20 protein-coding genes and 1 tRNA gene are annotated in these 20364 nt (G+C 41.8%); 5 read left to right on the forward strand and 16 right to left on the reverse strand.

Annotated elements, in window-relative coordinates:
* Nucleotides 1-9 precede the first annotated feature (9 nt).
* From DUL71_RS10970 to DUL71_RS11000, 7 genes are all read right to left on the reverse strand, one after another.
* Nucleotides 10-1395 carry an SGNH/GDSL hydrolase family protein gene (locus tag DUL71_RS10970; RefSeq protein WP_114938115.1) on the reverse strand — a complete coding sequence of 462 codons (1386 nt, stop codon included), beginning with the start codon at nt 1393-1395 and terminating at the stop codon, nt 10-12.
* Between the two features lie 42 nt (nt 1396-1437).
* Nucleotides 1438-3132: an RICIN domain-containing protein gene (locus DUL71_RS10975; protein WP_114938116.1), complete on the reverse strand. Its 1695-nt coding sequence runs from the start codon at nt 3130-3132 to the stop codon at nt 1438-1440.
* A 126-nt stretch (nt 3133-3258) separates the two neighbouring features.
* Nucleotides 3259-5598, reverse strand: coding sequence for a GH92 family glycosyl hydrolase (locus DUL71_RS10980; RefSeq protein WP_114938117.1), 2340 nt, complete (start codon nt 5596-5598; stop codon nt 3259-3261).
* 263 nt (nt 5599-5861) lie between these two features.
* Complete coding sequence (locus tag DUL71_RS10985) at nt 5862-6275, reverse strand: SRPBCC family protein (protein WP_114938118.1); 414 nt, start codon at nt 6273-6275, stop codon at nt 5862-5864.
* Nucleotides 6276-6279: 4 nt separating this feature from the next.
* The gene (locus DUL71_RS10990; protein ID WP_114938119.1) at nt 6280-6783 is read right to left on the reverse strand and encodes an SRPBCC family protein; all 504 of its coding nucleotides are present in this window, start codon (nt 6781-6783) and stop codon (nt 6280-6282) included.
* Nucleotides 6780-7100, reverse strand: a complete 321-nt coding sequence (locus DUL71_RS10995) for an ArsR/SmtB family transcription factor (protein WP_112570414.1) — start codon at nt 7098-7100, stop codon at nt 6780-6782. The genes DUL71_RS10990 and DUL71_RS10995 overlap by 4 nt, the downstream gene beginning before the upstream one ends.
* Before the next feature lie 50 nt (nt 7101-7150).
* The gene (locus tag DUL71_RS11000) at nt 7151-7531 is read right to left on the reverse strand and encodes a DoxX family membrane protein (RefSeq protein WP_114938120.1); all 381 of its coding nucleotides are present in this window, start codon (nt 7529-7531) and stop codon (nt 7151-7153) included.
* A 294-nt stretch (nt 7532-7825) separates the two neighbouring features.
* Between DUL71_RS11000 and DUL71_RS11010 the strand changes: the two genes are divergently transcribed.
* Nucleotides 7826-9427, forward strand: a complete 1602-nt coding sequence (locus DUL71_RS11010) for a hypothetical protein (protein ID WP_114938122.1) — start codon at nt 7826-7828, stop codon at nt 9425-9427.
* 87 nt (nt 9428-9514) lie between these two features.
* Here DUL71_RS11010 and DUL71_RS11015 read toward each other — a convergent pair whose 3' ends face one another.
* Nucleotides 9515-10714 (reverse strand): Gfo/Idh/MocA family protein, encoded by a 1200-nt coding sequence (locus DUL71_RS11015; RefSeq protein WP_114938123.1) that lies wholly within the window; start codon nt 10712-10714, stop codon nt 9515-9517.
* A gap of 12 nt (nt 10715-10726) precedes the next feature.
* A complete protein-coding gene (locus tag DUL71_RS11020) occupies nt 10727-11731 on the reverse strand; it encodes an FAD:protein FMN transferase (RefSeq protein ID WP_114938541.1) in 1005 nt (334 codons plus the stop codon).
* Nucleotides 11732-11894: 163 nt separating this feature from the next.
* On the opposite strand from DUL71_RS11020, the gene DUL71_RS11025 reads away from it, so the two are divergent.
* Nucleotides 11895-12461, forward strand: coding sequence for an NUDIX hydrolase (locus DUL71_RS11025; protein WP_114938124.1), 567 nt, complete (start codon nt 11895-11897; stop codon nt 12459-12461).
* A 199-nt stretch (nt 12462-12660) separates the two neighbouring features.
* Nucleotides 12661-13551 carry a winged helix-turn-helix domain-containing protein gene (locus tag DUL71_RS11030; protein WP_114938125.1) on the forward strand — a complete coding sequence of 297 codons (891 nt, stop codon included), beginning with the start codon at nt 12661-12663 and terminating at the stop codon, nt 13549-13551.
* A 126-nt stretch (nt 13552-13677) separates the two neighbouring features.
* Here the strand turns inward: DUL71_RS11030 and DUL71_RS11035 are convergent, their stop codons facing one another.
* Genes DUL71_RS11035 through dgoD form a run of 4 tightly spaced genes read right to left on the reverse strand, consistent with a single transcriptional unit; the run spans nt 13678 to nt 17738 of the window.
* The gene (locus DUL71_RS11035) at nt 13678-14334 is read right to left on the reverse strand and encodes a bifunctional 4-hydroxy-2-oxoglutarate aldolase/2-dehydro-3-deoxy-phosphogluconate aldolase (RefSeq protein ID WP_114938126.1); all 657 of its coding nucleotides are present in this window, start codon (nt 14332-14334) and stop codon (nt 13678-13680) included.
* Nucleotides 14331-15311: a 2-dehydro-3-deoxygalactonokinase gene (locus DUL71_RS11040; RefSeq protein ID WP_161964417.1), complete on the reverse strand. Its 981-nt coding sequence runs from the start codon at nt 15309-15311 to the stop codon at nt 14331-14333. The genes DUL71_RS11035 and DUL71_RS11040 overlap by 4 nt, the downstream gene beginning before the upstream one ends.
* Nucleotides 15292-16596, reverse strand: a complete 1305-nt coding sequence (locus DUL71_RS11045; RefSeq protein WP_341867739.1) for an MFS transporter — start codon at nt 16594-16596, stop codon at nt 15292-15294. The genes DUL71_RS11040 and DUL71_RS11045 overlap by 20 nt, the downstream gene beginning before the upstream one ends.
* Entirely contained in the window at nt 16590-17738 is a 1149-nt protein-coding gene (dgoD, locus tag DUL71_RS11050; protein ID WP_114938129.1) for a galactonate dehydratase, read from the reverse strand. Before dgoD ends, DUL71_RS11045 begins: the two co-directional genes overlap by 7 nt.
* 280 nt (nt 17739-18018) lie before the next feature.
* On the opposite strand from dgoD, the gene DUL71_RS11055 reads away from it, so the two are divergent.
* Nucleotides 18019-18939: an SMP-30/gluconolactonase/LRE family protein gene (locus tag DUL71_RS11055; protein ID WP_161964418.1), complete on the forward strand. Its 921-nt coding sequence runs from the start codon at nt 18019-18021 to the stop codon at nt 18937-18939.
* 43 nt (nt 18940-18982) lie between these two features.
* Here the strand turns inward: DUL71_RS11055 and DUL71_RS11060 are convergent.
* The 3 genes from DUL71_RS11060 to DUL71_RS11070 form a co-directional block, all read right to left on the reverse strand.
* Nucleotides 18983-19062, reverse strand: a tRNA-Leu gene (locus DUL71_RS11060).
* A gap of 19 nt (nt 19063-19081) precedes the next feature.
* Nucleotides 19082-19606 (reverse strand): Fe-S protein assembly co-chaperone HscB, encoded by a 525-nt coding sequence (gene hscB / locus DUL71_RS11065; protein WP_114938131.1) that lies wholly within the window; start codon nt 19604-19606, stop codon nt 19082-19084.
* A gap of 68 nt (nt 19607-19674) precedes the next feature.
* On the reverse strand, nt 19675-19863 hold the full coding sequence (locus tag DUL71_RS11070) for a hypothetical protein (protein WP_114938132.1): 189 nt from the start codon (nt 19861-19863) through the stop codon (nt 19675-19677).
* 150 nt (nt 19864-20013) lie between these two features.
* Between DUL71_RS11070 and DUL71_RS32180 the strand changes: the two genes are divergently transcribed.
* Nucleotides 20014-20262, forward strand: coding sequence for a hypothetical protein (locus DUL71_RS32180; protein ID WP_161964419.1), 249 nt, complete (start codon nt 20014-20016; stop codon nt 20260-20262).
* Nucleotides 20263-20364: the final 102 nt, after the last annotated feature.

Consider the following 20364-nt stretch of genomic DNA (forward strand, 5'->3'; position numbering starts at 1 on the left):
ATAGTGATTTTATTTTGAGGCGATTACAGTAATGCGATGATTTTGCGGTTTGTTTATAGCATAGATCTGGTCGGTAAGTACATCCATTTCCCTTTGCCATGCATCGCGCAGACTTTTGTACCGGGCACGGGTATAGTTATCTTTATTGCCGTTAACAAAAATGTCTTTTTTAGCATACTTGCTGATGGTATCCATAGCCGCGTTAGTATCATGAAATAACAAGCCTTTGCCTTTCAAAAAGTCAAACTGCATCCAAACATACATACGGATACGCCTTTCAATATCCCAGCGCTCCTCGTTTAACTCCCTGATCTGAATAGCCTGCTGATATTGCGGTGTGGTAGTGATCTCAGCCAGGTTAATGCCGGCACTTAATTGCCCGGCCGACCAGTTGCCCATTTTCTCCCCATCAATAAGTACATCATAATTGGCTGTTTTTAACCCTTTAACAGCAAGCAGTTCCTGGTTCATCTCTTTGGTAAATGGCACAACCTTAAGTGCATCAGCCTGCTTTTTGCGGTTTCCCCAACCGCGAGTAATGGTATCGATAGGATAAGGCAATGAATTTGCAAGGTAATTGAACGATACCGAATCAGCAGCAGATACCACATTGGTTATCTTGCAATTAACTGCTTTAACAGCTTTTTTGCTCTTCGCATCAACGGCTACATCGGCTACTACTTTATTACTAAAGCCCTGCGCTTTTAAAAACAGGTAAGCCATTACCAGGTGCCCGTCATTATCGGGGTGTACCCTATCATTCGGAGTTAAACTAAACGTTGAGTCTTTAGCCTGTTCACGCAGGTTGATCTCGGTCATGGGATGGAAAAAATCAACGTAACCCCAGTTATTCTTTTTAGCAGCATCCCGCTGAAAATCGATCACTTTTGAAAACGCGGCGCTTTTTTTAGGGTAGATGTTCTTGGTAGTGAACTTACTGGTTTCATCATAAGGTGAACCCAAAATAAAGATCTTGCGGATATCGGGGCGTTGTTTCAGCTTAGTTTCCAACAACGCATAGTTATCGTACGAGCCCTGAATCCTTTTATCCATAAACTCTTGTGCATCTGCACGGTACCATTCAAAATAACCTGTATCATTCATACCCCAGGTCAGGGTTATCACATTAGGCTTTTTGCTGAACACATCATCCTCAAAACGATCGTTGATCTGTCCTACTACGTCGCCGCCTATGCCCGCATTATAGCAGGTAATCCGCATGTTGGGGAACCGGGTCATGTAATACAGCCAGATGTATGAATGATAGTGGCCCCCATCGGTAATGCTGTTGCCAACAAAGGCCACCCGGTCTCCGGCATGAAATGGCGCTATATTTTGGGCAATTACCGCTCCCCGCGCTGTTATCAGTACTAATAATAAAATCAACTTTTTCATTAACTGTTAATTATAATGTGTTCAGCAAAAAATAAATTCAAACTATAGGCCCACTAAACTATACGGAATCCTGACGGCTTTTACCTGGTAAAAATTAGGATCCTGGTTATTGTTTACGCAGGTGGTTGTACTGCAGCTGCCACCTTCGCCATTATAATTAAGGCAGTAGGTAACAAGCAGCTCATTATGTCCGTTAACAAATTCCGGGTGAATGGCCGGAGTATAATACTTAGCCAAATGCCCCTGGTAAACATCATTAATGGTGAAAACCATTTTAGGCGTGGTGAAAGGCCCTTTAGGGCTATCGGCTGTTGAAATATAAATATTATGACTCGCCGGATCACAAAAATAGCCCAGGTCCATCTGCATCATCACGTATTTGTTATTCACTTTTGAAATGATCACATTTTGCTGAGTAGTGTTGCCCGCCCCCACAGTTATAGCTGCCGCTGAGGCAGTTGTACGGGTTGATGACCATGAAGATCCCGTCCAAAACGACCAGTTAGCCGGATTACTTACAGGAAACCGGGCCAGGAACACGTTGGACGTATTGAAGTAAACGCTCTTGCTTCCGTAAACATATACAGAATCATTGCTTACGTTTTTAACCATACCGTTTGAAAAACCTGTTTCTGTTTGTCCTGACATGCCCGCTGGTGTAATACGGGCCGCTGTGCCCCAGTTTAACCCTGCGGTATTCTGTGTGAGATCATAAAGTACCTGGTTTTCAGGGGTGGACCCGTTGGCAGATTCAAACGTGTATAAATAAACATGATTACCGGCTTCAATACCCGCTCCAGGCCAGCGATAAGTTGAATTATGATCGCCTGGGCTTTCGATGATCTCCATATTGTTAACCGGTGAATTATTAGTGGTGATATTTGGCGTAAGGGATTGGTCCCAGCTGTGGCTGGCCGGCTGCAACAAAGCCGAATTATGATATTTAAAAAATTGGCAATATAACTGCCCGTTACTTTGAAGCTGCGATGATTCATAGGCATCTTCGGTTATCCAAAGCACTTTTCCGCTGTTAGCACCATAGGTAAGCGGAACACTTTTTCCCTCATCAAAGGCCACAGTGCCATTTGTACGGTGAAAAAAGTTTACTACGTCATCATCGCGGTAGGCTTCGGCGATAAGCCCGTTAAGCTGCCAGGTTTGTGCAGTATTACCGGAAACAAAGGTTTCCTGTGTGACGGGAGTACCATTTGTAGTTGATGAACCGTGATTGGTAACCGCCAGACCATTACCTACGTTAATAATTTTATATATGCCGGTGCTTACCAATTGAATATACCACTGCTGTGCGTTATTGGTATTGGCTTTATCCTGCCATAATCCGGTACCCGGATTAGTTGTTGCCAAGGGCACCTCCAGGTACTTGCCACTGGCCACATTCATGATCTTGAACTTGGTGGTACTGGTTATAGCACCGCTACCTTGTTGTACAATTATCCATTTTTGATTGGGAGCTGTGGCTGTACCGCTTCCTGAATATTGGTTTTGCTGCGCACCAGTGCCGTCATTAAGCATGCCACTACTATTAATTTCAATAGCTTTTCCGCTTAAAACATTGGTGATAAAAAAGGTACCATAAGCGCTTACCGGCGATCCGCTGGCCAATTGAACCGAATCCGTACGTACAAAGGGTTTGGGGTACTTAACGGCAGCTTGTTTGCTGCATGATGCCAGCAAGGCCATAGCCGTAAAAGCACTGGTAAAAAGGTTTGCTTTCATAATTTGGTTTGGTTTATAATTTGGTTTGATGTTTGGTTAGCATTGTAAAATCAATTATTTGTAAAATCGATTTAGCAATTAAACATAAAAATCACCCGCATCTTTACCTTTCATTTCCTTAAATTATCAGATTCCCCAGTTTTTATTCGGCGTTGCCCCCATGCTTAACTCCAATGTGCCACCTGCAGCAATATCTTTATAGTCGATATAGCATTTGTTATAAGTTTTACCATTAAGCTTTGCCCCTTGTATGTAAATGTTTCTTGCCGAATTATTATTGGCGATAATAGTGAACGTTTTTCCCTTAGCGTATTTAGGATCGAGCCTCAAGGTTACTTTATTAAATACCGGACTGGTGATCTCTTGCCTGGTGTCGCCAGGACAAACAGGGTGCAAGCCACTGGCTGCCAATACATACCATGCCGACATCTGCCCTACATCTTCGTTCCCCACCAAGCCCTCTACAGAGTTTTTATAAGCCCTGCTACAGATCTCGCGAGTCCATTTCTGGGTAAGCCACGGAGCGCCCAACCTGTTATATAAAAATGGAACATGGTGCACAGGCTCGTTGGAGTGGTTGTAGTAATCGTTCCACATCATGTTATCGGGCGTTTTTTCAAAAAGATTGTCCAAATCGGCTATCACTTTATCGCGGCCGCCCATCAGCTTTGCCATGCCGTCAACATCCTGGGGTACAAACCAGCCTTGCTGATAAGGGTTACTCTCCACGCAGCCATACCATTGTTTAATACGCCCTTCCGCAGGCCATGGCAGCCAATTACCGGTACTATCTTTGGGGCGGAACCAACCTTTGTCCGCATCAAAGATATTTTTAAAGGCTTCTCCCCTTTCGCTGTATTTTTTTTCGTCCTGTGTTTTGTTAAGCGCTTTTGCAAGCTGCGCAACGCACCAATCGTTATAAGCATACTCAAGCGTATAGCTTATACCGCCACCACCCGGAGTAAAACCTTTATCGCCATTGCCAAATTTTTCAACGGTGCTCACGGCTAATTTATAGGCATCGGGTATGTTATAGTTACGTATACCTTTGGCGTACGCATCGGCCATAACGGCTACCGCCGGGTTACCAAGCATACAGCCGCTGTAAGCATTCAATAGCTCCCAGCGTTCCAGGTAATCCTTATTTTTCTCGTTAGCAAGGGTAACCAAAGAATTAACCAGATCATTAACCAGTGATGGGTTAATAATGGTTTGCAAAGGCATCTGGCTCCTGAAAACGTCCCAGCCACTAAAAATCGTTCTCTTCTTAAATGTTATAGTATGATGAACTTTTCCGTCGCCGCCCATGTATTGCCCGGTAACATCACTTACAATGCGCGGATCAATCATTGTATGATATAACGCTGTATAAAACACCGTTTTTTGCTCTGGCGTGCCACCCTGGATGCTTACTTTTGATAAGGCGTTATTCCATAGGTTCACAGTATGTTGGTGTACGGCATCGAAATTCCAGTCCTCTATTTCAGCCTGCAGATTGGCTTTAGCTCCGGCTACGCTTACAAATGAAATACCTGATTTGAGTATCACCTGCTCATTGGCGTTAGTTGCAAACTCGGTATAAAAACCGAGATGCTTGCCTTGTTTCTCTTTTAAACCTTTTAATACTTCGGCTTTGGCAACGCGCTCCTGGTATTTATCGCTGGTTACATCGTCCAATTTCCGGCTCCAATCGCCAGGAATATCGGCACTCCAAACACCATAATTTTTCAGCGGTTTGCTGAACTGTGTGTAGAAATATACGGTATAATCCGCCTTGCCATCGCCATTGCCCCAGCCACCTCCATCGGGTGTACATTTCATAAAACCTTCAATAGTATGGTCATCAACTACTTTTACATACTGTAAGGTTGATGTTCCCCCTACCCTCCGGGCCAGATCAATCTGGATGCGTGATTGTTTATTTTGAGGGAATGTAAAGCGCAGCATGCCGCTGTGAGGAGCTGCAGTGGCTTCAGCTTTGATATGATAATCAGTTAGCTCAACGCTATAATAGCCAGCAGACGCCTTTTCACTTTTCTTATCATAAGTGGAACGGTATCCTACGCCGGTTGTACCTATCTTACCGGCACTTGTTTTAAGCGCACCTGTTGTCGGCATTACTAAAAAGTTCCCCAGATCGCCATACCAGCCAATACCGCTCATTTGAGTAAAGGCAAAACCTTCTATACTTGTATGCTCATAACTGTAACCGGAGCCATTATCGCCGCCTGTTATGGTATTCGGACTTAACTGCACCAATCCATAAGGCGTAGCAGCGCCCGGAAAAGTTTTACCTAAACCATGATAAACACCCGCACCATCGGCACTAGTACTGGCACCAATAAACGGGTTAACATACGAAGCCGCGTTTTGGGCTTTCAGTTCTGTGGCTACCCCGAGCGATAAACCCACAGCAAATACAGCGACTAAATATTTTTTTAATACAGGTAGAGTAGTTATGCTCATAATGGTAGTACCGGTTTTATTGTTTAAGATCTGGCAGCCCGAAACTGTGATTTATTATCGAGAAAAAACTTTATTTAGCGTAAGTTTTTCATGACAGATAATCCTTCAGCGTTTAAAAAATTGACCGGTATTATTAATTGGTTATTACGCAACCAAATTATATAATAAAATCGATTTAGCAAATTTTAGTTGATTTTTATTTTTCATAAAAACAGCGACTGCCTTTTCGAGACAGTCGCTGTTTAATATTGCTGTAACCTATTTTAGTTTTCTTCGGTATACTTTTTAAAGTTGTTGAGTATAGCCTGCCAGCCGCTTTTTTGCATTTCAAGCGGATTTTGGTCTTCCGGATCAAATATTACCTCAACTTCAGTTTGATTGCCGTTTGCTTTAAAAGCTACAGAAGCTTGTCTGCCGTTTGGCATTGTGTAGGTAAACTTTTCGCCGTCAATAACTTCATCATAAGTAGCTTCAAAATCAAAACCGAAGCTTCCGTCCTTAGCTTCCATCCTTGCCGAATATTTGCCGCCAACCTGCATATCGTTAGATGCTGAAGGGCATTGCCACGAAGGATCGGCAAAGTTCCATTTTGTAATATGCTCCGGATTGGTGTAGTAGTCCCAAACTTTTTTTACATCTGCATTTACCGTAGCGGTAACTGTGATCTTGTTGCTCATTTTATTATTTTTTTAAGGTTAGTAATAATTGGTCAAGTTTTTCGAGTGTTGCCATCATGCCTTGTTCCATACCCATCTGGATCACAGTTTCCAGATCAGAAAGCGACTTATAGGTAACAACTGTTTCTACCAAAGCGTTTTCTCCCCTATCGGTAAAATTTACAAGCCACTCGGCCCTGGGCAGGTCCTCGTTTATCTCGCCTTCGGCATTACAGAAAGCGTCCAATGCGGTATAGTAATCAATAGGCTTAATTTTTTGATAGCCTGTCCAGCCCCAATATTCTGTTCCGTTTGGATCAACCATGGCATAATGCCAGTGGCCACCCTCGCTAAAATCCATCGACTTTGTTTTGGTTGTTAATGGCGCTGGCGCAAACCACTGGTCAAGCAGTTCCTGTTTGGTGTAGCAATCCCAAACCAATTGCCTGTCGGCCAAAAACTCACGTTTAATAGTTAATGTGTTCTTTACTTTGTCGGCAACGAAGTCGAAATACAAATTGCTTTTCATTTTTGTTGTTTTTTTAAGGTTGATAAAAGGTTATCGAGTTGCAGGAAGCGCGTTTCCCAGATTTTCCGGAACTGCTCCAGCCATTTGTCTATTTCTTTCATTTTGTCAATCTCCAATAGATAATAAATCTCCCGACCCTGATGCTCCTGTTTCACAAGCTCGCATTCGGTTAAAACCTTCAGGTGCTTTGAAATTGCCTGGCGTGTGGTGTCAAAATGTTCGGCGATAGCATTAGGTGTCATGGCCTGTAATGCAATCAAGGCAATAATAGCCCTACGGGTAGGGTCGGCAACGGCTTGAAAAATATCTCTTCTCATTGAAGTACTAATTACACACCGGCTAAGTAACAGCCGGTTATTTTAAAAACTTATTTCCTGATCATTGGCAGGTATTTTTCCCAATTATCAATGATTACCCAGGCAACAATCGCTATCAACACTAATACAATAGGCAAGCCTGATGGAGCCATGCTGATATTGGATAATAAAATACCGGTTAAAATAGGTACAAGCACAATCGCGCCAAGCGCTCTTGTTCTTGGAATAATCAATAACAAGCCACCCACAACCTCCGCAGCCCCTACCAGTGGCATGAGCCAGCCTATTTCCATATATGCCTGCATAACTTTCATCATTTTTTCGGGCATATCTTTAGGCATCGGCATGTAATTCAGGAATTTATTCAGGCCGGCGTTAATAAACATAAGCCCGGTTAACAGGCATAAAACAAATTGGATTTTACTTTTCATGATTGGTTTATTTTAAGTTTACGAAACTGATTGGTTGCAAATATATACGCAACCAATCAGTTTCGCAAATTTATTTTGAAAAATTTAGGATGAAAAAAATCCCAAAGCGTGGACAAGCTGATCTGAAGCTAAAACAAGCACATTTTCTAATTAATTGTCCAATTTCACTTAGACTCAAGAAACTCCTACTTTAAACAATCTATTAATTACAAAAACTCATTCATGATAAAACATCTGAGTTTTTTCAATTAAGCAAACTTTTTTTAGCTTTAAGTGCCAACCATTTAAAACACCATGAAATTAAATAGTGCTTTGTTATCTACTCAAGAGGAGTTTGCACAACTGAATGGAACCTCTATTAGGGGATCATACCACTGGATGCAATTCGTATTAAGACTAAGGGATGACGTTAGAGAGGGACTAAAAAGCGAGTTTGATTTTGAACGTATACCCGCACAATCGACAGCAATTCATGAAAATATCCACTGGTGGCAATATATGGGATCAAACTTCGGTCTACTGTTCTCCTTAGCCTATCCTGCTTTTGTTCACTTTTCTGGGCCGGGATTAATGAACTTGGTTTCACAAAGGCTAACTACAAAATCAATTCTAAAGTTTGATAAAGAATATTACGCCAAACACGGAAAAGCAGACCTTGAAGATATCAATTTTGTCCTTAATAATTATTATGATCTTGAGTACGCCAAGCGGTTTGCTTTAAACAATGAGGACATAATAGAAATTAATAAAGATAGACGATTTTTCCTAAGCATAGGGCATTGTTATCGTATCTTATGGAGTGAAACCATAGATACTCTTGCTGCCACATTAGATCCCGATTATAAATTCTTGCCCAAAGCAAACGAATGGGAAGGAAAATTCAAGTACTTAAACGATAATAAAATAGCTGGTTTTTACCCAGATTCTCCTTTACATTTAACTCCCCTTGGAATCAAAGCTATTTATGAAGGGCAAGCAATATTTAATCAAATTCAGTTCCTGAACCAAAATCTAAACAAGGATTTAACTTATGAGGATTGCGAAAACGCGGGTATGCTGCATGGCATATACGTGAAAGCCTTTGAATTCTTTTTAAAAGTGACTAAACTTACTAAACCTTCAAATCTATTAGACCCCACAATTGGACTGTTTTTAGCCATCTGCGATATAGCTATTAATCCCAACAACGGCTTCCCTCTTGATATTTACGACTTAGAAAACTTTATTGTTAAAAATGATCCTGGCTGTCGATTTTCTTTGTTATGTGGGGAGATATCAAAAAAAGCAGAACATTATCGTAGTAAAGTTACAGATTACACGAAGGACGAATATATCCAATTATCTGAGGAGTTATCGGAAGCAATTGGTTGCAAATGCTCATATAAGAGTATCCCTATCATATTGAAATGTCAAGAACATCAAAAGGTAGCTGAGATTCTTGACGAGGAACGAGAACTCAAATATACCCTTCCAAATCTCCCAATAAAATTAATGTTCTCAAAGTATTATCGTTTTCAGGAAGATAAATACGAATATCCCCATGTTCTGTGCTGGTTTGGTTACCACTGCACTCCCAAGAATAAGATTATTGAGTTTGATATCGTAAACTCTTTATATAAAAAACACCATGCATTGTTTATGGATGCTGCGGATGGAGAGATTAAGCCCACCATATTCGAAGGCCGAACTGAAGAAAATATTAAGAACTCCTTTAATCTATTTTACGCATTTAACATACTTTATGATCAGACTCTAAAATGGGTAGCTGAAGAAGGGGCGTTCAAGTTTGATTATGGGTGGCTCGCAGGAGAAAGAGCAAAGACTTTTACGCCATCGATTAAAAGGAATTTCAAGAACCAATGGGGTATTTCTATGGACGATATCAAAATCCTGTAAATCTTTATAAAACTAAACAATTTATTACCTCTTTAAAAATTGGATAAGTTAAATGCCCCGATATTTGAAGATACCGGGGTTTTAATATTATCCAATCTTGTAACTACTATCCCAGTTACAGGTTTTCTGGCTGTATAAGGCCTGATTACCCAGATGCACACTAATGGCTGTCCGGGCTCCGGTAAATACATTGCTATCGGGGAGTTCCTTACGCTGTATTTTCTGATAAAAATCGTTAAATGCGTACCAGGTACCATCTTTGGTGGCTTCGGGTAAAATAGGTGTGCCGCCGTCCCTGTTCCACACAATGCGTGTTGCACCTGTTACGCCGTCTACTGTTCCTTTTTCACTTAATAGTTTTTTCTCGGGGTAAAACATGCCCTGATCTGTTAGCAGGGATACGGAACCAAGCGTACCTTTTATTTTAAACAGGTACCCATCATGCGCGTTGCCGCACATGGCGCCGAAGTTGCCGATCAGGCCCAGATCCGGATAGCGGAGCATCAACTGCACGTTATCATAAGTTTCACGGCCGTCCTTAAACACATCAATACCTCCGGTTGCAAAAAACTCCTGGGGATGGGTATCAAAAACCCAGTTAATAAAATCAATCTGGTGCGAAAGCAGTTCGGCCATTAACCCGCCCGAATATTCTTTATACATACGCCAGTTAATAGCCCGCTCAAGTGACGGATCAGGCACCGGGCGACGCCAGTTTCCGTTGCGATCCCAGCGGCAGTCAACCTGCGTTACTTTACCCAGGTAGCCTTTATTGATCATCTCCTTAACCCGGTAATATAATGGCGAGTAGCGATACTGATGCCCAACCTGTAAAACCTGGCCGGTACGCCCATGCATAAGGTTAACAAGTTCAAGCGCCTGCTCAATATTATAGGTCATTGTTTTTTCGAGGTATAAATGCTTGCCTGAGCGAATAACATCTGCAGCTACCTGGTAGTGAAGGTACAACGGTACAGCAACAATAATGGCATCTACCTGTTTATCATCAATTAGTTTACGATAGTCTGTATATGTTTTTACGGCGTTTGTTTTTGTCAACTTTTGCGCTGCCGTCAACCTGAAATCAAGTACATCGCATAAAGCGGTAATGCGATACTGATCGGGCATACTGTTAAGAATATTCATGATGCCTGTACCACGGTCACCACAACCTATCACCGCTATTTTAACGGGATCGTTTGAAGGCTCCATTGCGCTTAAATTATGATTGAGCAATATCCCGCCCGTCAGCAAACCTGTATTTTTCAAAAAAGTTCTTCTCTCCATTTATTCAGTTCGTTATTTATATCCTTTAAAATAAGCAGTAACCGTATCCGCTACGTGGCCATCTGGCTTCCGGTACACGATATAAGCGCCCATATCTTTCCTTTTAGACAGGAAGTTTAGCGTGCGCTTCAATCCCATCGCCATAAACCCATTATCATACCCATCCGCTGTAATTGCGTCTTTTGCATAAACTGTAACACTAATCATTTCGTTTTGTACCGGGTAACCCGTTAACGGGTTCATCAGGTGCGATACCTGTTTACCACCCGCTTCGTGATGCTTACGGTAATTGCCCGATGTGGTGATGGCGCCATCCCCAGGCTCAATCACTTTACGCATCGGGGCCGGATCAAGGTCATCACCATTGATTCCCTCAATACCAACCTTAAAGGGTTCATTCCCGGTTTTATGCCCCTTAATGCGCAATTCGCCGCCAAGCTCAATAAGATAGTTATGAATGCCATGTTGCTCCAATAAAGAAGCCAGCAAATCAACAGAATAGCCTTGAGCAATCCCGTTAAGGTCCAGTTGTACTCCCGGCAGTTTTTTATGTAAAAAATTTCCTTTTAGGGTGATCTTATCTGCGCCCACATTGACAAGAAGGGCCTGTATTTCTTTCCGATCGGGGTCGTGGCCGGGTTTAACCACACCAAATCCCCAGGCATCAACCAAAGGTTTTACTGTAGGATCAACCAATCCGCCGGTTGCCCGGTTAATCTGCAGTGCACGTGCTACTAACACCCTGAATGTTTCATCCATTGAGATACCATTTGCAGAATGATTAAACTTACTGATAAGCGAATTAGGCTGATACAGGGACACTGACTGATCAAAACGCTTCAATAAACTATCTGTTTGGCCCGTGCTCACCAAGCTGTCGGGTGCGTAATAAACAATGCTGTAAGTGGTACCCTGGGCGTATCCCCTTAGTTCAACGCGACGGAGAGGCTCCTGCTGTACAAAAGCACAGCATAACAAAATAAAGACGCAGGTATACGTCAGTACGGTTATTTTCATAGTCAGATAACCAAATGTAAGCTTTCTGCCGGCTTTTTTAAATCTTGATTGAAATGAAGCATCAGGAGTTTCGTTTTTAAAACCCGATATCGTAAGTTGGTTTGATAAATTTGGTTCAACTGCAAACACTATCTGAACCAGTTTTATAACTTTGACACATCTTATGTCAAACTTCATCAAACCCTGGATAGTGCTGGAAGATACCGACGTATCTCCGAGTCACTGGTTCCCGATTAGAAAACAAAAGGCTAAACTTCCGAATGAATTAATAATTGATGATTATTACTTTTCACCATTAGGCAATGTAGTGCAGGTATTGCCAATTACGCCCAACAACGAAATTGTTTTGGTAAGGCAATACAAGCACGGGCTGGGTGAAATTCTGATTGAAGTGCCAGGAGGTATGCAGCAAGCCAATAAAACGTTAACGCAATCGGCAATTGCCGAACTGGAAGAAGAATGTGGCATAAGAGCAAATGAACAGGAGCTTGTACCATTAACAACAATGGCCATCAATCCAACAAAACTACACCAGGTAACCTACGGCTATATTTTATTTGATGCTAAATTCAATTCTATTCCGAAACCGGATGCAACAGAACAAATTGAGTTGTTTATAGTCCCGGCTTCAGAGGCCTTAAAAATGGTAGACAATGGGGAAATTTGGGTGACTGATTCGATGAATTTGATTTTGATTGCGGCGCGTAAGTATCCGGCGATTTTTTTGTAGAATCCGATCTTTAAAATTGCCCGAGATCCGCTTTACTTATGTTTACATCTTTGGTTTCAACTACACTTTAAGCGTTATTTTTTTGATAAAATTTCATATCGTATAAAATTGGTTCGGCAAAATTGCTTTGTATTTTTAAGACCGGGCAATCATTATTGCAAATTAAAATTGCAAACTTTGTAAATAAAATCTCAATACGATGCGTTATAGCCTAAATATGCTCTCCGGGAAACGCAAGTACCTTTGGGGATCATTAATATTGCTGTTTGCCTCCATGATTTGTTTGGCGTTCAGCTTGACCGGCAACAACAGCTTTGATACTGCCAGAAGGGAAGTTTTGCTCCGTAAGATAGGCGATGAATTGCTTTTACAGTCGGGCGACAGCACATCAAGGGTACTCCCGGTGCAAAAAGTTGCAGAAAATGAATACCAGATCAGGTTTGAGCATGATCTTACCTTTCAATCAGACTCCCTGGTAAGCACCACCACGCGTTTGTTAGCTAAAGACCCGCTCACACAGGATTATGTAGTTAATGTCCTGACCCGTGGCAACGCCGGCGTAGCTTATGGATTTGCTATATCCGGGAATAAAAAAGATGATATTGTAGCATGCAAAGGAAGAAAACAACCAGCAGCCCGCTACGTGATTGATATTAAATTTAAACCGGTAGGTACCAACATCATGAAGAAAGGCTACCTTTTGGGCAGCCTGCCCTTTTTAGCATTTATTGGTTTCATATTTTTGAGGTCTGCTAAACCGCGAAAAGTCGCGCCTAAAAGTGAAAATACCGGCATACTAACTTTGGGCTCAGTTTTATTTGATGTGCAGGGACGGCAGTTGTTAATAGATAAAAAGGCCACAGAACTTACCGGAACTGAAACGCGGATACTGAACATTTTAGCTTTGGCCCCTAATGAAACTATAGAGCGAAGCCGGTTACAAAAAGAGATATGGGAAGATGAAGGTGTTATTGTAGGGCGTAGCCTGGATATGTTCATATCAAAACTCAGAAAAAAACTGGAACCTGACCCCAATATCAATATTACTGTTGTACGAGGCAAAGGATATAAGTTAGAGATCAACTCTTAAAAGGAATCTTCAAGCTGATCTCGTTAGCATTTAATTTGGCACCTGCTACTGTCCTTCCTGCTGCTCGGCTCTTTCTGTCATTAAATTCAGCGTGTTGCCAAATGGTTTAAAAAGTCAAATAAACAGTTACGCCTTTTTTGACTGGATAAACGTATGATACCGCTCTGTGAACAAAACATAAATTTCCTTCAATTTATCCCAGTCTTCCTGCTCCAGGATACTCTTTGGGAATAAGTGGCTGCCTATTCCAACGGCTTTTGCTCCAGCTTCCAGATAGCCGGTAAAATTCTCAAGGTTAATTCCTCCGGTTGGCACAAGGCTAATATCGCTTAAAGGCCCCAACACCTCCCGGATATATCCCGTACCTAATGTAGTAGCCGGAAAAACCTTTACCATGGTTGCACCAAGGCTCCATGCCTTATAAATTTCTGTCGGTGTGTAAGCTCCGGGAAAAACAGGCACTTTTTGAGCCGCACAAGCAGCGATAACATCGTCATTTACAATTGGGGTAACAATAAATTGCGCGCCGGCATTTAAGGCCCTATCCAAGTCATTCATAGTACACACAGTTCCCGCTCCAATATTTAGTTTATCGCCATGTGTGTTAACCAGTGAGCCAATGGTTTCCTCGGCGCCCGTTGAGTTCATAGTAACTTCGAGGCATGTTAAACCTGCCTGTTCAAAAGCATGGGCAATATTTATTGTATATGCGCTCGAAATATTCCTCATAATCCCAATAATGGGCATCTGGTTAAAAAGTTCCCATGAAAATTTGTTGTTCATTTTGTGATTTTTTTATAAATTTTATACTGACCCCTCACTACCGCTCCATCAACCCATACGATATCGATTTCGTGTGTTCTTGACAAAAATCCTAATTCTTTCAGCCCGCACAAATAATAATCACTCAGGTTTGAGCCACCGATCAGGCTGATCTTTTTGACAGATGAGGTCTTTAACTCCTTTAATTCGGTTCCTATTAGCACGCCGCTCAGATATTGACAATTTTCATCCTTCGATAGTTTGTTCAACAGGCTGTTTGTTCTCACTTTAAACGCAGCGTTTAATAAGCTTTCATCAATCGCATCATTCAGACCCATTTTAAAGCCGACTGAAGTTTGCGGATCAACATGCCCTATATTACTGTCAACGCTCAACCTTAAAATGCTTTTTTGTGACAGCAATTCAAAAAACTCGCCGGTCATATAGGTTTTGATCCCGGTTATCTGATCATTCGATACAAAAATGTGTTTAGAATGCGTGCCTGGAAAAATGAATAATTCATCATCAGCTTTTTCGCCTGAAGGATCGATACAGCCAATCAATTGGGTTTCCTCTCCCCTAACAACATCATCATCAGTCCGCATCCCGGAAATAACCATCACATCATGTGCAAAATACGGGGTTGCAGGTAGTGATCTTGTTTTGATATTTGTACCATCTGTACCTACAGGCAGTTGACTATAATGGATCTCTATAAAGCCCATTGTGGAAGATGCCATCCCAGAAATAATAAGCTGTACACCGCTTAAGGACCTGCCGATTCTATTTTCTATTTTGCCTATATATTTATGAACGACGTCCAGATAAAATGAGCAACGCTCTTCTTCAGCTTTACCACTTTGCTCCCATAAAGCAAAAGTGGCTGCAATGCCCTGGTTGTTTGTTTCTTCGGCTATTATTTGATACCCATTCACGTCAACCAGCCGTAGCCTGAAGCTGGAAGTACCCCAATCGCAGCTAAGAAACTCTTTCATCATATAATAATTTAAGATCCTGGTTGTACCGGCCGGAGCTGCCGACATCGCCAACCAAAAACAGGTAGGATAATACACCTGCAAATGCCAGTATGCCTATAAATAGTATTGAAGATGTGAAACTACCATCTTTAGCTAAATAACCGATGACCAGTGGCACCACTATGGATGACAAACCGCCCATGAAGTTAAAAACGCCTCCTGTGAGGCCGATAAGGTTTTTGGGAGCAAGCAACGATACAAATACCCAGGCTATGGATGCCAGGCCGTTCCCAAAAAAAGCAATAGTCATGAATAAAATTACCAAAGTGGTATCGCTGACATAATTTGCACCTATGATAAGGGTTGACAACAGCAAACCAACTATCACAGGCGTTTTTCGTGCTTTGTTGAATGAAATGCCCTTTTTTATTAAATAGTCGGAGATTAAACCGGATAGTATAACACCTGCAAACGCTGCTAAAAATGGTATTGAAGATAAAAAGCCTGACTTTAAAAAATCAAAACCGCGGTATTTGACCAGGTAAGTTGGAAACCAAGTTAAGAAAAACCACAAAGTTGACGTAACAGCAAACTGGCCTAAATAAATCCCCCACAATTTGCGATTACTTAAAACTTGTTTAAATTCTTTCCAGGTAATTTTTCTTGATTGAGTATCAGCCTCTGCCGCGTTACTGTCTTTAACTTGTAACTGATCATCAGTTACCGGATCGCGGTAAAAGCAGTACCAAACAAAGCCCCAGGTTATGCCAACTAAGCCGGTACTAATAAACAAACCACGCCAGCCCCAGTATTTTTGTATAAGTGCCAAAATAGGCGTTAGAAATGCGAGCCCGATAAACTGCCCCGAAGTGTAAACCGCTATAGCCGATGCCCTTTCATTTTCGGGGAACCATTGGCTTACTACCCGATTATTTATAGGATACGAAGGTGCCTCAAACATACCTGTGGCCATCCGAAGGCCTAATAAAAGATAAAATCCGCGGGCAATACCTTGCAATAAGGTCACAACCGACCAGCTACAGAGTGTTATGGCGTACAATACTCGGGGGCTTAAACGATCAATGATAATTCCGCCGGGAATCTGGAAAGAGACATATGTCCAGCCAAAAGCCGAAAAAATCAGTCCTATCTCTACAGTGTTTAATTTCAAATCTGAGCTGATTGCTGTAGCGGCTACCGAAATATTACTGCGGTCCATATAATTGATAATGACGTTAACAAACAAAAAAGCCAAAACCCGAAACCTGGCTTTGCTATATCTTTTGTTATTTTTTGTCATTACCATTCTGCCACGCTCCCATCCTCATGCCGCCAGAGCGGATTAGTCCAATTGTGGCCAACAGCAGCCATTTTGCGTACATGCTCTTCGTTCACTTTAATACCCAAACCGGCACCTTCGGGTATGTTTACGAACCCGTTTTCATATTCAAACACATCTTTATTGGTGATGTAATCAAGGATATCGCTCCCTTTATTGTAATGTATCCCCAGGCTTTGTTCCTGTATAAAAGCATTGTGGCAAGTGGCATCTACCTGTAAACAAGCTGCCAGCGCGATGGGGCCAAGAGGGCAATGCGGCGCTGCCGCAACATCAAATGCCTCGGCCATGGATATGATCTTTTTACATTCGGTTATCCCGCCGGCGTGTGACAGGTCTGGTTGAATGATATCAACATATCCGTCTTTTAAAAGCGTCTTAAATTGCCATTTTGAGAACATCCGTTCGCCGCAGGCTATAGGGATAGCGGTATGCATTGCAATTTCGCGCATTGCCTCATTGTTTTCAGGCAAAACAGGCTCTTCAATAAACATAGGGCGAAAGGCCTCAAGTTCCTTAGCCAGGATTTTGGCCATTGGTTTGTGTACGCGACCATGGAAATCAATACCTATGCCTACATAGTTACCTACGGCTTCCCTAACCGCAGCTATCCGGCTAATAGCCTGATCAATCTTTTCGTATGAATCTACATATTGCAGCTCCTCGGTGGCATTCATTTTTACAGCGCCAAAACCGGCTTTAACCATTTCTCTTGCAGCATTACCCACATCAGCAGGCCTGTCGCCCCCTATCCACGAATAGACTTTCATTTTATCCCTAGCCTTCCCGCCGAGCAACTGGTGCACGGGTGCATTGTAATATTTTCCTTTGATATCCCAAAGTGCCTGATCAATACCTGCAATGGCACTCATTAAAATTGGGCCACCTCTGTAAAAACCACCGCGGTACATCACATTCCAGTGATCCTCTATATTCATTGGGTTTTTACCAATAATATAGGTCATCAATTCTTCAACAGCAGTTTTAACCGTTGCCGCTTTACCTTCAATAACAGGTTCGCCCCAGCCGGTTATGCCTTCGTCAGTTTCTATTTTAAGAAACAGCCAGCGCGGGGGCACGGTGAATAATTCAAAGCTTTTTATTTTCACAGTAAATGATGTTTATCTGGTTAATTAGTTTAATACAGGTTGCAATTTGGCAATGCTTGCGTGATAGAGCAATATCGAAATAATTTTCTGACAATACCGAAACAAAGAAGTCTCCAATGAACTGGTTTCGGCCAACTTATCGATATTTTTGCATTAACTTAGCTAAAGCTATAAACCAAATGCACTAATTATGATTAAGTGGAATAAATTGTTGCCGGCTACAATCGGTATCTTAATAAGCGGTATTAACGTGTGTTATGCTCAACCTGCCAAACCCCTCATGACTATAGAACAGCTTGATCCGCGGTTCAACACTTTAGTAAGTAAAACGGCTAAAGCGGAAATTTTGGCCGACGGTTTTAGTTGGAGTGAGGGCCCGTTATGGATAGAGCAATATAAAATGTTTCTTTTCTCTGATGTTAAAAAGAACGTCATTTATAAATGGACAAAAGAAAAAGGCAAGGAAATCTATCTCTCTCCTTCTGGGTATACCGGTAAAATACCACGTGGCGGCGAGCTGGGTTCAAATGGTTTGGGTTTGAACAAAAAAGGGCAGTTGATCATCTGCCAGGACGGAGACAGAGTAGTATCCCTCATGGACGCTCCTTTAAATAAACCAAAGACAAAATTCATTAGGCTGGCAACCGGCTACCGGGGTAAGAAATTTGACAGCCCCAATGACCTTGCTTTTTTGAGTAACGGCGATATCTACTTCACAGACCCGCCATACGGGCTCGAAAAAAACGTGGACGATCCGTTAAAAGAAGCCAAATATCAGGGCGTTTATAAAATTTCCGCAACAGGAAAAATCACCCTGCTCACTGATACCCTTACACGACCAAACGGCATCGCTTTTTTTCCTGGAGGTAAAACTATCTTAATCGCAAATTCTGACCCCGGCAAAGCATATTGGTATGCCTACGATCTGGATAAAAATGGCCTATTTATAAATGGACGCATATTTTACAGCGCAAATGCAGCCTCCAAACAAGATGCGGGCATGCCCGATGGGTTAAAAATCGACAAAAAAGGCAATGTGTTTGCTTCCGGCCCCGGTGGCTTATGGATATTTAACCAATCCGGTAAATTACTTGGGAAAATGAAATTTAACGATTTAGTGTCCAACTGTAGTTTTTCTGCCGACGCAAAAACGCTTTACCTAACCTCAAATCACCGAGTTTTGAAAGTATCTCTGCGATAAAATTATAAAACAGCAAAGCCCGATACTTTCGTATCAGGCTTCGTACCCAGAGCCGGAGTCGAACCGGCACGGTTTCCCACAGGTGTTTGAGACCAGCGCGTCTACCAATTCCGCCATCTGGGCATTTTGTAAGTGTATTCCCTTACAAGCGGGCTGCAAATGTAGATAAACTCTCTTTAATTCGCAACAAATATTTTTGTTTATAGTAAATATTTGCAATTTCTATCAGGCGGCTTTCTTTGGCCGTATCATCTAATTGCTCATAGTCACCGATCAGCTTTGCTAACTCTTCATTCATATCCCCTTCAATAGCAAGCGTTTCTGAAGTTATTGATGCTAACTCTGTCGCATCTTCCACTTCCATAAGACGTTCGTTGATGTCCATCATTTCCATTAAAAAATCTGCGGGCAATTGTGGCTTTGCCCCTTCAGATACCAGGTCATGCAGCTTTAAAATGTATTCTAAACGCTTGGCCGGGTCGCCAAGTGCATGATAAGCTTTGTTATTCAGGGTAGATAATTCAAGGATCTCCTGTTGTTTTGCCTCATCTTCATTTGCATAAAAATCGGGATGATAAAGCTTACTCAACTCATAAAACTTTTTCTTCAGCAAAGCCTGGTCAACCTTAAAAGATTCCGGGATGCCGTAAAATTCAAAATAGTTCATAGCGGCAAAGATAACTATTAACAAATTATCTGTACCGCTATGAATTTCATGTTAAGGTAAGTTATCGGCTATTCATCGGGCCTTTGAGGTTCGCTTTCGTTGTTTTCCTTTATTATCGTTTTTGAATATTCGTCCGCAAACAGTTTACGGTCTTTAGTTAAGGTTGGGGCTACTCCTAACATGCCTATACCGGCAACTGCCAATATCATAAACACAATAAGCCCGCAAAGCCTTATAAGCCTTTTAATTTTTTTCATTTTGATAGCATAATAAATAACAGGCGCAGTCCTTATAAAGGCTAACACCCTGAATAATTAATAAGGAAAGAGACTACCGTTTGGTAATCAGTAAGGAAGGACTATGCTGCAAAAGGATCACCGCCATCAGAACTGGAACGGTAAGCCCGAATGAAAAAAAGGTTTTTGATTGACTTATTTGACATGAACAGTTTAGATAACTGTTTAATATCAATATCGGTTTCCCTGCTATGCAAAATGCTTAAAACCGGCACGTTGCTGCATCCGGAAATTAACTTTGAAGTGTTATCCCGACGAGTAGCATTTAAAGCCGCTTTGTATGAAATCGATCTGGAAACCTTGTTTCCTGAAAGTGTAACCAGGGTGATATCTGTTTTATTAAACCGGCTGGCTATTTGAATGTTAAGCCCCGAAAAAGTAAAAAAGCCGAATATTAAAATGGCCGTCAACAACCATTTAGATAAGAAGCTTTTTACCGGGTTAAATTTCATTGAATAAAGA

Origin of the sequence: Mucilaginibacter endophyticus (genome assembly GCF_003351025.1) — a bacterium.
GTDB classification, from domain to species: domain Bacteria; phylum Bacteroidota; class Bacteroidia; order Sphingobacteriales; family Sphingobacteriaceae; genus Mucilaginibacter; species Mucilaginibacter endophyticus.

Coding starts and splice junctions, on each gene's coding strand:
- DUL71_RS10970 (WP_114938115.1), bottom strand. CDS start 1,395: ATGAAAAAGTTGATTTTATTATTAGTACTGATAACAGCGCGGGGAGCG.
- DUL71_RS10975 (WP_114938116.1), bottom strand. CDS start 3,132: ATGAAAGCAAACCTTTTTACCAGTGCTTTTACGGCTATGGCCTTGCTG.
- DUL71_RS10980 (WP_114938117.1), bottom strand. CDS start 5,598: ATGAGCATAACTACTCTACCTGTATTAAAAAAATATTTAGTCGCTGTA.
- DUL71_RS10985 (WP_114938118.1), bottom strand. CDS start 6,275: ATGAGCAACAAGATCACAGTTACCGCTACGGTAAATGCAGATGTAAAA.
- DUL71_RS10990 (WP_114938119.1), bottom strand. CDS start 6,783: ATGAAAAGCAATTTGTATTTCGACTTCGTTGCCGACAAAGTAAAGAAC.
- DUL71_RS10995 (WP_112570414.1), bottom strand. CDS start 7,100: ATGAGAAGAGATATTTTTCAAGCCGTTGCCGACCCTACCCGTAGGGCT.
- DUL71_RS11000 (WP_114938120.1), bottom strand. CDS start 7,531: ATGAAAAGTAAAATCCAATTTGTTTTATGCCTGTTAACCGGGCTTATG.
- DUL71_RS11010 (WP_114938122.1), top strand. CDS start 7,826: ATGAAATTAAATAGTGCTTTGTTATCTACTCAAGAGGAGTTTGCACAA.
- DUL71_RS11015 (WP_114938123.1), bottom strand. CDS start 10,714: ATGGAGAGAAGAACTTTTTTGAAAAATACAGGTTTGCTGACGGGCGGG.
- DUL71_RS11020 (WP_114938541.1), bottom strand. CDS start 11,731: ATGAAAATAACCGTACTGACGTATACCTGCGTCTTTATTTTGTTATGC.
- DUL71_RS11025 (WP_114938124.1), top strand. CDS start 11,895: ATGTCAAACTTCATCAAACCCTGGATAGTGCTGGAAGATACCGACGTA.
- DUL71_RS11030 (WP_114938125.1), top strand. CDS start 12,661: ATGCGTTATAGCCTAAATATGCTCTCCGGGAAACGCAAGTACCTTTGG.
- DUL71_RS11035 (WP_114938126.1), bottom strand. CDS start 14,334: ATGAACAACAAATTTTCATGGGAACTTTTTAACCAGATGCCCATTATT.
- DUL71_RS11040 (WP_161964417.1), bottom strand. CDS start 15,311: ATGATGAAAGAGTTTCTTAGCTGCGATTGGGGTACTTCCAGCTTCAGG.
- DUL71_RS11045 (WP_341867739.1), bottom strand. CDS start 16,596: ATGGTAATGACAAAAAATAACAAAAGATATAGCAAAGCCAGGTTTCGG.
- DUL71_RS11055 (WP_161964418.1), top strand. CDS start 18,019: ATGACTATAGAACAGCTTGATCCGCGGTTCAACACTTTAGTAAGTAAA.
- hscB (WP_114938131.1), bottom strand. CDS start 19,606: ATGAACTATTTTGAATTTTACGGCATCCCGGAATCTTTTAAGGTTGAC.
- DUL71_RS11070 (WP_114938132.1), bottom strand. CDS start 19,863: ATGAAAAAAATTAAAAGGCTTATAAGGCTTTGCGGGCTTATTGTGTTT.
- DUL71_RS32180 (WP_161964419.1), top strand. CDS start 20,014: ATGAAAAAAAGGTTTTTGATTGACTTATTTGACATGAACAGTTTAGAT.